General features: G+C 42.5%; 18 protein-coding genes and 2 pseudogenes. All 20 read right to left on the bottom strand.

Going from position 1 to position 15,860, the window contains the following annotated elements; translation table 11 throughout:
- Positions 1–103: 103 nt before the first annotated feature.
- Positions 104–448 (bottom strand): hypothetical protein, encoded by a 345-nt coding sequence (locus tag AC0T7J_RS00200; RefSeq protein WP_473791318.1) that lies wholly within the window; start codon positions 446–448, stop codon positions 104–106.
- A 117-nt stretch (positions 449–565) separates the two neighbouring features.
- Positions 566–811, bottom strand: coding sequence for a hypothetical protein (locus tag AC0T7J_RS00195; RefSeq protein ID WP_473791316.1), 246 nt, complete (start codon positions 809–811; stop codon positions 566–568).
- Positions 812–895: 84 nt separating this feature from the next.
- Positions 896–1,342: a hypothetical protein gene (locus AC0T7J_RS00190; protein ID WP_473791314.1), complete on the bottom strand. Its 447-nt coding sequence runs from the start codon at positions 1,340–1,342 to the stop codon at positions 896–898.
- Between the two features lie 156 nt (positions 1,343–1,498).
- Positions 1,499–2,278 (bottom strand): hypothetical protein, encoded by a 780-nt coding sequence (locus tag AC0T7J_RS00185; protein WP_473791312.1) that lies wholly within the window; start codon positions 2,276–2,278, stop codon positions 1,499–1,501.
- Between the two features lie 209 nt (positions 2,279–2,487).
- The gene (locus AC0T7J_RS00180) at positions 2,488–3,021 is read right to left on the bottom strand and encodes a hypothetical protein (RefSeq protein WP_425017841.1); all 534 of its coding nucleotides are present in this window, start codon (positions 3,019–3,021) and stop codon (positions 2,488–2,490) included.
- A 754-nt stretch (positions 3,022–3,775) separates the two neighbouring features.
- On the bottom strand, positions 3,776–4,867 hold the full coding sequence (gene tri1, locus AC0T7J_RS00175; RefSeq protein WP_473791310.1) for an ADP-ribosylarginine hydrolase Tri1: 1,092 nt from the start codon (positions 4,865–4,867) through the stop codon (positions 3,776–3,778).
- A 247-nt stretch (positions 4,868–5,114) separates the two neighbouring features.
- Positions 5,115–5,330, bottom strand: a complete 216-nt coding sequence (locus AC0T7J_RS00170) for a hypothetical protein (protein ID WP_473791308.1) — start codon at positions 5,328–5,330, stop codon at positions 5,115–5,117.
- A gap of 224 nt (positions 5,331–5,554) precedes the next feature.
- A complete protein-coding gene (locus AC0T7J_RS00165) occupies positions 5,555–6,010 on the bottom strand; it encodes a hypothetical protein (RefSeq protein WP_425017843.1) in 456 nt (151 codons plus the stop codon).
- Positions 6,011–6,501: 491 nt separating this feature from the next.
- Positions 6,502–6,789: a hypothetical protein gene (locus AC0T7J_RS00160; RefSeq protein ID WP_473791306.1), complete on the bottom strand. Its 288-nt coding sequence runs from the start codon at positions 6,787–6,789 to the stop codon at positions 6,502–6,504.
- A gap of 492 nt (positions 6,790–7,281) precedes the next feature.
- Entirely contained in the window at positions 7,282–7,413 is a 132-nt protein-coding gene (locus tag AC0T7J_RS00155; protein ID WP_473791304.1) for a hypothetical protein, read from the bottom strand.
- Between the two features lie 147 nt (positions 7,414–7,560).
- A complete protein-coding gene (locus AC0T7J_RS00150) occupies positions 7,561–8,112 on the bottom strand; it encodes a hypothetical protein (protein WP_425017846.1) in 552 nt (183 codons plus the stop codon).
- Between the two features lie 784 nt (positions 8,113–8,896).
- Positions 8,897–9,046 carry a hypothetical protein gene (locus AC0T7J_RS00145; protein WP_473791302.1) on the bottom strand — a complete coding sequence of 50 codons (150 nt, stop codon included), beginning with the start codon at positions 9,044–9,046 and terminating at the stop codon, positions 8,897–8,899.
- Between the two features lie 621 nt (positions 9,047–9,667).
- Complete coding sequence (locus tag AC0T7J_RS00140; RefSeq protein ID WP_473791300.1) at positions 9,668–10,249, bottom strand: hypothetical protein; 582 nt, start codon at positions 10,247–10,249, stop codon at positions 9,668–9,670.
- Positions 10,249–11,211: a hypothetical protein gene (locus AC0T7J_RS00135; RefSeq protein WP_473791298.1), complete on the bottom strand. Its 963-nt coding sequence runs from the start codon at positions 11,209–11,211 to the stop codon at positions 10,249–10,251. Before AC0T7J_RS00135 ends, AC0T7J_RS00140 begins: the two co-directional genes overlap by 1 nt.
- A gap of 679 nt (positions 11,212–11,890) precedes the next feature.
- Positions 11,891–12,265 (bottom strand): hypothetical protein, encoded by a 375-nt coding sequence (locus AC0T7J_RS00130; protein WP_473791296.1) that lies wholly within the window; start codon positions 12,263–12,265, stop codon positions 11,891–11,893.
- Entirely contained in the window at positions 12,262–12,507 is a 246-nt protein-coding gene (locus tag AC0T7J_RS00125; RefSeq protein ID WP_473793140.1) for a TNT domain-containing protein, read from the bottom strand. Before AC0T7J_RS00125 ends, AC0T7J_RS00130 begins: the two co-directional genes overlap by 4 nt.
- A 121-nt stretch (positions 12,508–12,628) precedes the next feature.
- Entirely contained in the window at positions 12,629–13,000 is a 372-nt protein-coding gene (locus AC0T7J_RS00120; RefSeq protein WP_473791294.1) for a hypothetical protein, read from the bottom strand.
- A gap of 14 nt (positions 13,001–13,014) precedes the next feature.
- Positions 13,015–13,800, bottom strand: a pseudogene (locus AC0T7J_RS00115) (RHS repeat-associated core domain-containing protein); the annotation flags it as partial.
- Positions 13,801–13,885: 85 nt separating this feature from the next.
- Complete coding sequence (locus tag AC0T7J_RS00110; RefSeq protein ID WP_424993919.1) at positions 13,886–14,161, bottom strand: DUF6966 domain-containing protein; 276 nt, start codon at positions 14,159–14,161, stop codon at positions 13,886–13,888.
- 402 nt (positions 14,162–14,563) lie between these two features.
- Positions 14,564–14,956 (bottom strand): annotated as a pseudogene (locus AC0T7J_RS00105) (RHS repeat-associated core domain-containing protein); the annotation flags it as partial.
- Positions 14,957–15,860: the final 904 nt, after the last annotated feature.

The raw sequence follows: 15,860 nt of genomic DNA, 5'->3' as shown, positions 1-15,860 counted from the left end.
GGGTTTATGATCCACTCAGAGTCCTGATTGGTGTGCCAACAACCTGATTATTTAATAAAACTCAGGGATACTTAATGCCTAACCTCTCCTTTTCCCATTGAATTTAGTTTACACTTTTATTTCTCAGCCTGACGATCATAACGCCCAGAACCTCAGTCTGCTTATCATTTAGATAGAGTTCAAAACCATAGTTCCTGTCATAACCAGCTAAAATATACACATAGTCTCCCTGATAGAGACTAAGGTGTTCTTTTAGCGAGACGCTCCCTATAACCTCGTCACCCATATTTTTGACGCAACTGAGATGAATATCAATTTCCTCCTCTGCTCTGCCCGTCGCATTTCCCCTTGAAAACAAACCATTTATATTTTTAAAATCTATATACTGACGTAACAAATCTGGCGCCAGAGCATCCAAAAGCATTTCGCCTGGACTATTTTCAGTCATAGCAAGTCCCTCTTTATCCAGCTTAAAAGCTTTGAGCGTTAAATATCAGGGACAACTAGCCCAACAACAAATGAGCAAAATAATCATGTTAAGTAGCTGAATTCTTTACAATGATGATCAGCTAAGAATCTTTTTAATATCGAATTGTAAGCCAGAGGCTAATTTAATAACCTCAATTCTATATATATCTGGCTCACTCAACATTTGATCAAGATAAAAATTCAGCCTGATGAGAATCTCACCTGAGCTTATACTATAGTCAAGAGCATATGAGATATTGTTAGCTAACCCAGAAGATAGGTTTACATCCTGAATGATCAGGCAGAATAAACTTCTGGCTTTAAAAAATACATCAGCCTTCATATTAACTTCACCCTGAGCTTAACAGTGTTCACAATCGCATCTTATATCCTGCATCGCTATTGATAAAAACCATTTTTATTAAATTTACTTTCCGGAACCTGAACGATAGTGACAATTTATTGTCGCCACTCTGTTATAAACGTCATAAGCTACATCAATGCTGCCCCAAACCCCGTTTAAAGGTAATGAAGTTCTCGTTTGTTCCTTAAACCAACGTTTTAATATTTTAGTTATGCCTCCTGTAAGGCTTTTCTGCTCACCCATCAAAAATTTTTCTGGTGCAAAACTCCAGCGCGATATTATAGCACCTGAATTCCCGGACTCAAAAAAACTGACAACCAAATAAATATCACCACTATTATTGTTTTTAAGCGGAAAAACACATCTGTATGAAACTGTGTCCTCAACATTCTCTGGCCATGACTCCCAGACAACCCCAGGAATTGATATTAACTCATGTTTAGTTGTTTTTGGGTTTAAAATCAACGAATCATTAAAAACCAGCTCTCCCATTGCGTATTTTAAGCTCATATTTAAAAACTCGTCTTTGTTATTACAGATTGAGATACAATTATAACTCTGCACTTATCTCTTCAACGACAGGACATTAAATTTATCATGCACAGCACATGGTTGCATCATGATCATTATCACCGTAGTGCGTCATTAAAACGCGAGTCTGTTTATTTATCCGGAAACGTCAATCCACTTCCCTGTTTCGGAAAGCACAACCTTACCATTAACAATAACGGAAAGATTATTGATCACGTTATTGATAATATAACATGCATCATGATTTCGAAATGTATAAGTGAGGATCGGACAAAAGGTTTTACCGCAGTCGCTTTCCATAGCTTTACCTTTAAGCCTGGCAACCGCGCCATCTGACTTTCGAACCCCTTCGTAGCTGACATCATTGCAGTCTGAATAAGTCGCACAAAGCGAGGTTATTTTAATCCTGAAATGGCTTGTCTCATAAAAGCGTTCCTTTTTCCTGTTCTCTTTTTGTTCAGCATTCACACCAGATGACGGCACCTTGTCAAAACGCTGCGTCCATCCAGCAATGTCTTCCTGTATTGTGTTCCTTCCCGGTGCGTTAGAGACATAATGCACTTCATTGCCTTCCGTAGAGAACCACGCAGCATAAATTTTACCATCAGGCTGTATGACGAACGCTGAAGCCTGCTCAAGATAAAGATCTTTTAGCCAACCCTCAGCAAATAATCCTCCCTCTTTAGTTTTATGAGGTTCACCAAACACATCAAAGTTCTGACTAAATTCGTTGTAGTCTTTGCCCAGCACAGATTTTAAACTGGAAACAACTGCCTGGTTATTAAAGATAGTTGAAATTTTGGCTAAGCTATCATACTGAGATAACGGTTGTGTATTTTCAGAAGCCATAGCGGCACCTATTATGGCACCAGAGACAACAATCAAAAAAATCATTCTTCTAAATAATCTCATCATTACCTGCCTGAATAAATTTAATAGTCAGCGTTGTCTGTACATCAATTCCTGTTAAAGGAATTAAATGAAAATCAGTTTCATCGCATCTGAACTGACTCTGAGACGCTGCTCTTATTTTGACTCCTTCAAGCGTGAGTCCGCAGGCGTTACTGGCCTGGCTGTAACAAAACAGTGGCATTAAAACCGGTTTCCGCCCTGAAAATCACATTTTAAAGCAAATCAAAATCACGCTTACTTATTTCACTCTTAGCAAAATCTTCGCAAGACAACCTGATATTTGCAGATACTTTTTCGCACGTGCTAAACAGATCTTCTGCGTTCAGTAGATAGTCAGTCACAATGAAAAATCTTTCAACGTCGACTTTGTAATTTCCCTCACTGAAAATAACCTTGAGTACATGCGTATCATTCCCACACCGATATAATGTGAAATCCCAGGGTTTCATGGCCAATTTCAACTTACTCATCAGTCGTCGTCCTGTAACGTTGACCTTTTCAGTTTCATATCGTTGAAATGAGGCATAATCCCTTCTTATATCCTGAGACAATTCATCAAGTGCTTCAAAATCACCTGACTGTATCAGTCCTGATATATCCAGTTTAAAATACCTGCTCACATCAAAGTGAGAGTTTCTGTAGGCATTAGGAAACAAAACACTGATTATATAACCCTCTTTTGTTTCGAGAATCGCATAGTCTCCTTTCCTCACGTGAATGACAACTCCATCGCCCATACCCTGCATTAGCCTCTCTGGAAAGGTTATTTACATTTTCACGCCACAAACATTTTCATTGTGAGATGAAAATTTCCGCGGTCCCATAGAAAGAACCTTGATTGTCAGAGGTTTTCCCTTAGCGCCTGTCAACACAACTTTTTCCCTTCTATCCAAAGTACTTCCTGGGAACAAGCACGGCCACGTTTAATGAAAGCGCAACCAATAATTTTATCATCTATTACAAAGCAATGGCCAGACATCACACTTTTTTTTAACGGAAAGACAATGATTTTAGTATTATCTTTAAGGGCTGCTAAACGTTTAATCAGTGCATCCAGGCCCAGGGATCGCTGATATCAATCTCAGTTGACCGCTTTCTGCTTCGATATTTAGATAATAATAAACTTAGTAATTCATCATAAGAAACACCGATTTCGAGGCTATCAGACAGGAAAATCTCACTCAAACACTGAGTCCAAACATCTCTTGATGCTGGCATCGCAGATAGCAGATACCTTAAATCACCCACATTGCTACATCTCCCGGGTATGTCACGACTCCACTTGTCAGCACACCGGCCAGAAATATGAACTGGGGAGCATTCTGAAGGCACTTCATTTGAAAGAGTTAACCTGCTCTGCAGGAACTGTCGTGTGACAGGCAGAGGGTGATCAACTCTTAATGTGCTGAATATCCTCTATGGCCAATTACGTCAGGCCGTTGTGCAAGGCAGAACTCACCTGACACATCCCAGGCGACCGTGTTGTGTTGCGCGATGACTTCAATCTTTTTCGTCGGGTGCCATTTCAAAAAGCTGTTTCGCCAATGAAAGAATCATCTCTTTATGCGCTATTTTCTCAACCCATCCCTCAGGAATGCCTGACAGACCATATAACGCACCCGCAAGCTGACCAGCGGCAGCCGCTATGCTATCTGCATCATTACCCAGATTCGCCGCCAGCAAAACAGCATCTTTGAAATTATCTGTATGCCAGACGGCCCATAATGCTGCTTCCAGGGTGTCGATGACATAGGCAGAAGATCGTATTTGATGTCGGTATTTTTCTTTATATTCACCGGCGTTAATCAGAAGAACACGTAATGATGATCCCATGAGATGCGGCGCCAGGCTTTCACTTATACTGTAACCATTTAAAAGGTAATGAAATATTAAGATCAAGAAACGGCAACAGCTGACAGACTCAGCCGCGCGATGCGTTGCGTTACTCTGTTGTTTTGCGTCACGCAAGGCGTCAACAAATGATTTCCTCCTGAAAATAGCGGTGGGTGCCAGTCGGACCAGAGCGGCATTCCCTGCGGTATCAGGTGAACTATTCCCCATCCAGGTGGGTCCCTGTCGTTCAAATTGCTCAAGCGCAACGCGGGTTGTGTTACCTATGTCGAAGCAGACACCGTTTGAGCTATTCGTCCCGTTTCTGTACCAGCTGAGTAGCTTTTGACGGAACAGCATCGTGTCACACTTATGGCTCTCAATGTAAGTTTCAGCCAGACAAAGTGCCATTGAGGTGTCATCAGTCCATTCCCCGGGTTTCAGGTTGAAAGGTCCCATGCCAACCATATCGTCTACATAGGCCTTATCGCGCGGAACAAACGCCAGTGTTGTACCAATCGCGTCTCCTGCCGCCAGTCCCATGAGAGCACCCTGCGCTTTGTCCAGGGCCTGCATATCAGTGATCTTTTGAGGCTGTGAGTACATCCATTTGGGCTTTTGTTTGTCTTCTGCCGTTTCTGGCATCGGTACAGGGTTGTAAGACATCCTGTTCATCAACTGACGCGAAACGGGTGGAATTAAATGGGCGTAACGTTGTGCATAATGAAAAATTTCGTCTTCGCCAGCTCTGAGATCCATCATAAAATCACTCTCCGTTTTAAAAGAAGCAGCTTCAGTTGCAGCAGGATCAGACAGTCTCCCCTCGCTGATAAGGTGTTGGTGTGGAACGTCTTAAGCTATGAATGTCTGAAAGAGTTCATGACCTACAATTAAGAGCAGAAGTACAGGAAAGGATTCTGGCAAAACCTTTTCTGATTCAATAGGGAATAGAAATTTAAGGGTGCGTTTAGACAGGCAAAACTCACACAATCAGGCCCGGATAAACTGCCTAAAATTTAGCAATATTAATTCCACCTCTGACCTGAGTTAATAAAATGACTTCATTAGCATCACCCGGGCTGCGTTGAGCTTTGAGCGCTTCGTCCCTGCTTATTTCAGACTCAATCTCTTTACCGACTAAACCGCCATCATCATATCGGATATAAAAAGTTCCATCTCTTACAACGATATCAATACCATAGTCACTAAATAGAGTCTCGCTCATACCATTCTCTTAAAATATTTCAGTTTAAAGGATTGCGCATTGCCGCACTAAGCTCAGGCTTTAGAAAAAGACCGGGCTGCCTTTGAGGTTTCGTTCTGGTAGAGACGGAGCCATTACCCGGTGTAGCCGTTTGAGGCTGTAAGCTCCTGGAACGTATGGTGCTAAGCGGCATGGTTCTACCGTTACTATCCTACATAATCGGAATGTGTTCAACGTCACCTGATTCACTCTTTAGCAGTGATGATCACTTTACTCAAACAATCCGGATTTTTGACAGTAAAAGAAAACGTGATTACCTGACCATCCACCTCTGGAGCAGATGTATAGCTGGTTACTTCATTTTCAGATTGGCCGCGAGGATAGTCACTCAACTTAACACCCGGATACTGTTTTCTGACATCATCAAGAGTTGTGCATTTACCATCGGGAGAAAAGCTCAGAATTGCTTCATTTACTACATCCACTAAAAGCCTCTCTTCTTTTTCAGTAAAGTTAGCGTATTGCGAGATAGACATGCATGTTGACAGTGTTTTAATCGTTTCAGGGAGAACCTTTTCCCGTAATTTAAGTAACTCATCGTAACGAACTGAAAAGAACAGTGCTGCTTCTCTTTTACCATTATCGTTTAACTCAGAAATTAAATTATTAAGCGACTTAATCAAATTATTCACACTGTTCATCTGGATTTCCTCATTGCCTTAGCACCATCCTTTATCGTGTTACACTATCTTTTTTGAGGTATTCAAATATTGCGATCTCCGAATCTGACATTTTAAAAAGGAGAGTGTTATCATAGTCGTTATAAATTTCTAAACACGCTTTGACTGAACCATGTACGTCATTATGATGAAGGTCATCAGTTTCGAGCTTTTTCATTGTCAATTAGTATTTTTTTAATATAACATCGAGTTTATTTTTTCTATGCTCGGAAATCTCACGCTTCATTGCGAGCAATACATCAGCAAATATATCGATGACTTCAATTCTTTTCATTAAATCGCGCCATGTACATCACTGAGAATGAATTCTGTACACATGATCAAGGATGAAGCCTTGTTCAGTCCTGAGCGAAGTGTCATTTTAATTTAAATATATTCATTATTATTTATCATTCTGAATATGTTTTACTACCTACTAAAAAGCCTTAAAATCTCATGTAATCTCTGTTCAACTATAATTCTTTAAATGCATTTTCTGCATCAATAATGGAAATCCCCAATTGAATATTATAAGGCCATTGGTCAATAATAATTCTGGCGATACCCATAGATCTTTCACTTTTAGATGGCAACCGATCAGAGTTTATTATTTCCAAAACGTTATTAAATGTTAATTTAAATGCTTTTAATTGCTCTTCAGAAGTCACACTTAATATAGCTTTATCATTAGATAAAATCGCATGATCAATCTCCTCTATTGCTTTATTTATCTTCGCCGTTACTTTTATTTTATTTATCACTTTTAATGTTACCGTGTAGAGTTTTAGTCTGTCCGCATGAAAGCTATAATCAGTGATTTCTTTTAGGATTCATCGTGATTTCATTTTACTTCTGAAACTAAAGACAATGATTTAAAAACTAACAGGCTGGATACACGAACTGTATGAATTACTCATATATTGACAGTATTACTGAGTCCTTCCGGCTTATCTTACGATATTGTTTTTACTTTAACTTACCAGAAAAATGCCAATTCTCGCCTCTTGTTATGATAAAGATGGAACTCTGAACGCGCTCAATAATCTTTACTAAATTTTCGCCGCTTTTATTTGTATTCAATGATTTCAAAATTATCCGGAGAACGCCACAAAATTTCTTTGTAGGGAAACGTCATTTTTCCTTGCTCCTTTAAATAACTCATTACCTGAGACGGTGCCCATCCCTGACCATAAGAGAACAAGGCATCCATTTCGATCAAATTCTTTATCAGATGCAACTGTTCTTTTTCGCTTTCAAACAGGCAGTATGCATTCCATTTTTTTTGAAAACCCAAGGTCAGTTAACTTAGTCTCTTTGTCCTTCATTCCTTTCAACTCAACCACAACTCTTTTTGGTTCTAAAATAGTCACCAGCAGGTAATTCATTCCAACACCTCATGTACATCATATTCGGATAAATAGTTTTAAAAAAACTGCAGAGACCCGGCTTACAAAAATTATGCAACTGACATCACTCTAAATCTTTACCTTAACCATTGTTGTTAAACATAACGAGTGAATATCCCCGGTAGATTACCTACCAAAATCCCAGACAATATAAGCCCCATGAAAGAACGAGTATGTTTCATAGGAAACCGACAAACGGCCCCAATCAAAGCCCCAACGAATCATTTCAACCTCACTGATTTCGGGTTCATCCAGATTTAGCTTTTCTTTGAACCACTCGGCTAGATCTTTGATCGATTCATTTAGCATTTCTATGTTGGTTCGCGCATACCAGTCAGTCAATGATTTGTAATAGTCACTATGTTTGTCAACGAGGCACACCACAAAGAAAGGAGATGCAACACTTATTGGTCTGATGGAAACCTCAAATTCTTTACCCAAAAAAAATACTGAATCAATATGATAATTATGTGGCATGAGGGATTTTACAGCGTTACGCTCACTTAATACCTGGTATAATGGGCTCTTAAAAAAATACTCTTCGGTGACATTTTCCAGTGTGAGATCATCAAAAATTAACTTACCGGTTTTTAAATCGAAATTTAAATCTATCATTTGTGAGTCACGCTTCCGAATAAGTTTGTTAACGCCTGAGGGATCATAGAATGAAAGCAACACGCTTTATCCAGTCCATTTGTAATTTGCTACTGTACCCCATGGAGTCTTCAATACTCCATTCTGATAGCAAGAGGTCCGGATTCATGCCAGGATTTAACCCGAGGTCATACAGCCGACTTTACGACTTAAGCTAGCTTATGTTTAGCTCAAAGCTTTACATAAGGCTCACATTTCGCCTTGGCGACACTTAACAGGATTAACCTGCGAAGAGTACTACATTCGGCACGACAGATTCCCCGTGACATAAGCATTCAGTGAAAGTCAAACATTCGCTTTGTGTAGCAGCTTTACGCGTTTAAAGGTAATTTACCCTGTAGAATACCTTAACTCCTTATGATGGCATATCGTTAAGTCGTAACTCGTTTTAAAGAACGATTAGTGTGTTTTCAACTTTGTATGAGTCCTGATTTACCCTACCCTCTAAATGCTCTTAGCTTAAGCCTATCCGCTTCAGACTCAACAGCAGATGACAAATAGCTCATCGCCCTGTTTCCCGATCCAAGTGTTCTCAGATTCCTGTGAAACGACAGCTGTCCATGATTGAGCACTTACGGTATCACCTTAACAAGCAAATTTAATTACATGGGCTTTTTCAACACCCTATGTGGCCAGATACACAGAAGGCATTAGCGAGAATTATTGAATACAGTTTAAGCAAAGCTGATCACACTCTTATTTTCTATTGTATAGATAGGCGATATTGACCAATCCATCAATAAACAAATCTTCGCTTGGCCAATCTAAAATAAAACGAGGATAGTCGGGTTTGAAAACTTTTGAATTCTTAATTCTGTTCATCTCTTACAGTTCTTTTTTTAATGTTAATTAAGAATAGAACAGAAAGAGGGGCATCTTCGAAGCGTTCGTGCCTAGTCATAGCATCAGCTACTTTAACAGGAGCATTATTAATTCGTAATTCCAAAAGCTCATTCATAAAACTCACCTCTGTAAAAGACTACAGAGCATGATCGGAAAAAAAATAATTTGCTGAGCATAGCGAAACTGAGCCTCCGTTAATTGTTACTTTATCACGCCTGTTTCCCAAGCCAGGACATTGTATCATCTGAGCCATTCTTAACTAGTCGCAGCGTCATCCCTCAGGTGCATTATGAAGCGTATCATTAGGTTTTCCACACCCTCGATATGCGACCTCAGTTCATCATTCTGACTGTCGCTGCAGACATAGATTAGCGGGTTCTCTTTGTGAATTTAGTGGAGCAGGCGGTAGTCTTACCATGCAAAGCGCGTCATCACAGCTTTGCCAGACGGTTTTACTTTACCAGCTGCTGGCTGGTTTTACTTATGCAAAGCCTGGCACCCGGCGGGTTGCCTGTGCCATCCCAGCATCACTGTTCATTATCAGCTTGTGCACCTTCCTGAGACAATAACCGACTGGCGTTATAGTCATTACATAATGTCTGGTTAAACGGATATCGGCACGCTCTCCATGGTTCAGGATGTTATACGAATGGGAGCCGCGCCAAACAAACCTGTCTCTTCCAGGCTGTTCCTCGTAATCAGTACTCACCAGGACAGCACTACAGATCAGTATGGGTTATTTCATGCGACGCTGCCGGGCGACGCTGGCGAGGCGTTGTGTCCGGCAGTAAATGGCAAACAGGATGAAAGCCTGCCCGTTAAGTATCCAGCGAGCACCCACCAAAGCCGCGAGTGCCAGAATCAGCCACAGGCCCGAGTGGCTACCCATAACTACGCTGTAGCTCAATAGTAAAACAGTCGATATAAGCAACATCGCATAGACGTAAGCCAGCCCCGCCACACCGGCTGTATGGCCTCGCGCAAGCAGGTAACTGGCCGTGAGTATCGCGCCAATAACAACGATTGAGGGAACAAAAAAACTCAACGCATGTATCTGTGGACTGAGCGGAGGTAGAGCGTGCAGAAACGTCAGCAAATTAAATGCAAATGCAATCAGCAACAGCATCAGCACTATCGCAACCGGGAAGCCGTTTTGCCGGGGAAGCGCCTCAGAAGGCTGTTTAAAATAACGTTCAAGCTCTGTAGTGGAACGGGCAAGTATCGAATTATCCTGCCGTGCGATTACCTGATCTATTTCGCGACCATGTTGCAGTAGTTCAGTGATATTTGGCCCGACAAGCCATGATAGAAATTGCATTAAAATACCGCCAGTGATTGAATTGTTCCCACAATATAATGCCCGGAGCGCGGCACATTACCTGGAGCAGCAATGATACCACTGACAGCACTGCCTGCCACAGCAGCTGCGCTCGTAACAACCTGCGCGAGTTGCTTAACAAGTTCTTTTTGCACCGACTCTACAGGGAAACGCTTTGGATAAAGTCCTGCACGGATGGCGGCTTTAAGCTCTTTATTACTTATACCAGGGTTTTGTGCCTTAATGATTAATTCAGTAAGGCGAGCCCGGTCCTGCCTTGGATAGTTCCGGAGCCACTCCGTTGCTTTTAAAGAAGAGACTGATTTCATCGCTCGCCATGTTGCCAGGGCTTCTTTTAACGCACCGCCCACACTGGCTAGTGAAATAAGGTCAAGGGACGTTGAAGTGGCAACGTACCAATCCTGAGAGTCCAGCCACGCTACGTTTTCACCACCGTTTTCGACGAGATCATAAACCCGGTAAATACCATTGACACATTGCACGCCTGTTGCGGCAGCGCCAGCATAACCAATAGCAACAAGCACGCCGCTACTGCCAGCGGTTATAGGCGTTGCTGAAGCGCCGATAACCGCTACGCCAGCTGTGATAATCATTGCACCACAGGAAAGCACGGTCGAGGCAATCTCCGTTCCCATTGAGGTTACGCTTACTGCTTCACTAAGTGACTTGCCCGTATTAGACGCTGTGGCTTGCTTAGGCGTTTTGGTCACAATCAGATGTGTAACGATACCACTTTGACCATTAGGATGACGCTGACCAGGCCGAACAAGATAACGCTGTGCGCCATCTGCATAGATGATGCCAGCCTGATAAAACTCCCGAGTACAATCCATTGCTGCACCCAGCGCTTTGAAATCAAAATCAGGAGCCCCATAACCGGTCATCCTGGCGATGTCATAACCCGGTAAGTTATTCTCGGGATTCATTCCTGGCAGGTTCATTTTATCTCCTCATAGGCTCAATGATAAAAGAGAGTTGTCTAGGTATTAAATTAGAAATGTAGACTCCATAATTACCTCATCACGATTATATATCATCAAATAGGCGATACACGAAGAAGCTTACCATTTTTTGATTAAATAAGAAGAATAAAATTCATGCTATTCAACCCTTCACTAAAGACACGCAATAGCAGGACTATATTTCATCAGAAAAAGACAACTTTAAAAAATCACTACTTAAATATGGCAATGAGTATTTAAAATCATTATGTAGGAATTATTTCCACCCCTCTATTATCACGTAATTTCCTGGTCCACACCAGGCAATTTTCTTATAAGGCATATCGATCTTACTCTTTTCTTTCCTGTGAGGGTGCCCATCCGTGAAAATATGAAAACAAGGTGCCAATATCGACAGCTTTTTTATCGCTATGATAATTTCACTTTCGCTTTCAAATCGAAAACAGTAAAAATCCCCCTTTCCCAGAAATCCACGCGTTGAAAATCAAGATATTTTCTGGCCGCAACCTACCTCTTTCCAGCGAGTATCACTCAGTTTAATGGCCAACTTCTTTGTTATCGCACACCTGATTTATCAATAAGAACTTTTTATTCTACAAGCGAGATCCTATCACTTATAAATCACAACTCACAATTCAAGATAAAATATTATAAAAAATCAAGTAAGATTCTCATCATCAAATACACCTACAAGATAAGATTGATACCGGGCAGGCTGTATTTCCTTATAGGTGAAGATAACTAAAACCTCATGCATTCCATTTGAACATTTATTTTCTGAAACTCTCAATGGACTATTATTAAATGTAAAATCATTTACACCATCGCCTCTTGATCTCAGCCCTTTAATACTGCAGGCCAAAATTTTTCTTTTCTTTTCGTCATACCCATTAAAATCTATTGAATTATATAACCCGAAATAAACCATACCATCACAGCATGGGCAAGAGATTTTAGCTTCATTCTTTAAAAATTCATCTTCTAACCCATCGTGAATTAATATACTTTTTTTTTGATAATTAACTATTTTCATATCTTCCTCAAAAAGCCATTTTCGACCAATTTATCAATGCTAAAAAATGTTTCATGTTGAGTTCCATAACCCGGCTGTCCAAACCAAGGAATAGCTGGCCCAGTATCAACCGGTAATGGTTTCATTACCTCATATATAGAATAGGGTTTATTCATCGTTCTTGATTGTAAAGCCCTACTCTCAAATGAAGATCCTACAGGAGAAATAAAGCTACCACCATCATGGAATCCTTTTTCATCAATCCAACCGCCATACCGATCAACTAAGCTGCCAGGTTGAAGGGTATCTTTTGCTAATTTTACAAAACCACGGTTAGGAGGCTAAGCTCCCTCACCCATAAATTACTCTGACGCCACCCAGGCATCAGTATGCAGGTGAAACGCGCAAAAGCAGATTATCATTCTGATTGAACGAAAAATGCCAGTCACTCCACCCGTCAATTTTCTCAGTAAAAACACAGACAACTAAGACTTCTTTTTTTGCATCAATGGTCATGTAATAGAACTGCCCACCATTAGGAGGTGAAAAAGTTGATACAACCTCCCCACACCCGCTAATTATAGATAACCTATGAGGCAACTCTTCTTTTTGGTCAAGAACAAATATTAACTCGCGACTTTCATCAATCATCACCTGATCAATGTCAGATACTGGCAAAGAGAACATTTTTCCTTTAAATTTCCACGTAACAAGAGACTCATCAGCTATGACATTTAAATTATTAATGTTGCTCATTTTAACTCCTTGATTCAATCACCGATGGGCTTTTCATCTACTACTCTCAAATAGTCCATTCTTTCATTGGCGGGCACTAACATTTCCACCTGCGACTTACCACCTTTAAGGTAAGCACCAGCCCCTTTATCAATTTGAGGGCCTACGTCTCCAAAGCTCACCGGTAAAGGTTTTATCACTTCATAAGTAACAACCCTATCAATATTAGGTTTCCATTCATTTTTGACTCCAAGTTCATTTCTTACGAAAGCTTTATTTGGAATCTCATCAAAAGTAGCAAAACCGCCCGGGCGCGTAACAGGCTGGCCAGGAGCCACTGCCATATTCAGTTTAGTACCTGGTAAAATGTCTGCTTTAGCTGGAGGTTCATTCAATGGCCAAGGCGACTGTTCTTTTATCAGGGTATGATAAGCCTCTGAAGCATCAGTTGTTTTTTTGAAATTGCCACGATGATGCCGCTGAAACTCATTCCATGTGTTTGTCTTTTTACAACTCAACCCCCACGGATCCACCCAACCCAGCGCGTTCGGGGCATACTGGTAAAGGTTAATCCCGCCCGCCAACCCTATCGGGTCCTGCTGGGTAAACCGTCCGCTGTCCGGATCATAAATAACGAAACAGATTGTAGTGCAGTCCGGTTGATTCGGCCCCTGCGGTGCCTCACCCCCTGGGGCCATCGCTGAAGCGATGTTCAAATTTGCTTATGCAAATTTGTCCCGGTCCAGGTACTGGCCCTGCATACGCAGGTTCTGCTCCACCACAGGAACACACTGGCTGGACTCACGCAGCAGTTTGTTCCGCCGACTTGTTGAGGCCTCGCTAAAGTTATTCCAGTTCAGAGGCGGTTAGTAGTAATGGTGATTTCTTCCGGGAATGTATAGATAACTAACTTGTTACTTTATAAAGTTCTTTTCGCAACTGTTCTAACCGTTGATTTTCTTTTATTAAAGGATGTCCGTTACTGTGCAAAACTAAGTCATTAAATGATCCCATGCCACCATAGGCCGTCCTTATATTGTAAATACCTTCATGATAATCATCATCTAATTGCCTTAGGCACTTATCAAAGTATCTAGCCCAAGGCAATTCACCATTGTCTAATAGTAAATTTATTACTTGTTTTAATACTCTTTTAACTTCATTGATCATAGCAGCGGCCATTTTCCTATCACTGCTCCCACTTTCCATGGTTCTAATAGCACTATTTGCTCTGTTCTACCGAGATAAAATCCATTCTGATAACCCACCTCGCCTACATAAACTTTAGTACCCGCTGGTATTTTTATTTCATATACACTATCAAGTACTGAAGCAGAACCATTAGGCCATTTTGGTAAGACTGCTTTATCAGTTCACGTCTGGATAATACTTTGTGGTTTATCCAAACTGAAGAAGCGTCCAAATGGATTTGTTGACACTCCCGCCCGACAAAAACTTGTATCCTTAGAAAGGATCACTTCTCTATATCTACCACCAGAAAATGTTTCAGCCAACTCTTTATCCAAAGGTCCGGGTTTTACTGCGGAGTACCTGCCAGTCTCTTTTCCAAGAGAACACCTACTCAACCCCCCACGGGTCCACCCAACCCAGCGCGTTCGGGGCATACTGGTAGAGGTTGATCCCGCCCGCCAGCCCTATCGGGTCCTGCTGGGTAAACCGTCCGCTGTCCGGGTCATAATAACGAAACAGATTGTAGTGCAGTCCGGTTGATTCGGCCCCTGCGGTGCCTCAACCCCCTGGGGCCATCGCTGAAGCGATGTTCAAATTTGCTTAAGCAAATTTGTTCCGGTCAAGGTACTGGACCTGCATACGCAGGTTCTGCTCCACCACAGGAACACCCTGGCTGGACTCACGCAGCAGCTTGCCCCACGGGCTGTTGATACCTTCCCAGGCTTTTTGCCCTTCACCGTCAGTCAGCAGCTCCGGCATCCCGTTGGCCGCATTATGGAACCAGTAAATCTCCGGGCTTTCAACCCCATCAATACGGGCCAGCGGTTCATAGCTCTGGCTGTCGCTGTAGACGTAGGTCAGCGGAGTGCCGTCGTGGATTTCCTGCAGCAGGCGGTAGCCTTCCCACACAAAGCGTGTCGTGACGGCGTTCCCGGACGGCCTGCCCTGTAACAGCTGCTGGCTGGTTTTACTGATGCGGCGCCCAAGCGGATCGTAGCGGAAACTCACCTTAGTGCGCGGCTTATTACGGTCCCGTGGCTCGCTGATCACATCCGTCAGGCGATGCTCCCCATCATAGCGATAACGCCAGCGGGTGTGACCGTCATCTTTCTCAGTGGTACGGCCATGAATATCGTACTGCCAGCGGATACCGTTCAGTTCAGTGACGCGGTTATGCATGACATGAGCGGCACTATGGCGATCCAGCGGGTTGCCTGCGCCATCCCAGCGCCACTGTTCATTACCCGGCTGCGCACCGTCCTGAGACAACAGCCGGCCGGCGTTATCGTAGTTCCATAATGTCTGGCTGAACGGATTATCGTCGCGCTCTTCACGGATCAGGTTGTTGCCGTAATCGAAGTCGCGACGCCGGGACCAGACGCGCGGTGCAGGTCGCTGTGAGTCACCCTTAAACACGTCACGGCGGCGCAGTCTGCCTAAGCGGTCATACTCACTGCGCATGGTGAGGCCGCCCTGTGTCCGGCTCAGTTCCCGGTGCAGCGTGTCGCGAGTAAACTCGGTGACCGGCAGGTTGTCTAACGCGATGCTCAGCAGATGGCCGCTGCCATAGTAAAGCTGCTTGAGATTACGACCATCCGGCAGTGTTAAGGCTGTGCAGTTACCCAGCGCGTCATACTCCCACGCCAGTTCGCCCTGCCAAATCTGTTAGGTATCAGGCAAGGGCAAATGC

The sequence above is a fragment of the Pantoea sp. E956-1 genome (assembly GCF_982223955.1).
The sequence above is the reverse complement of the archived record's forward strand: the minus strand, read 5'-3'. Positions and strand labels throughout refer to the sequence as shown.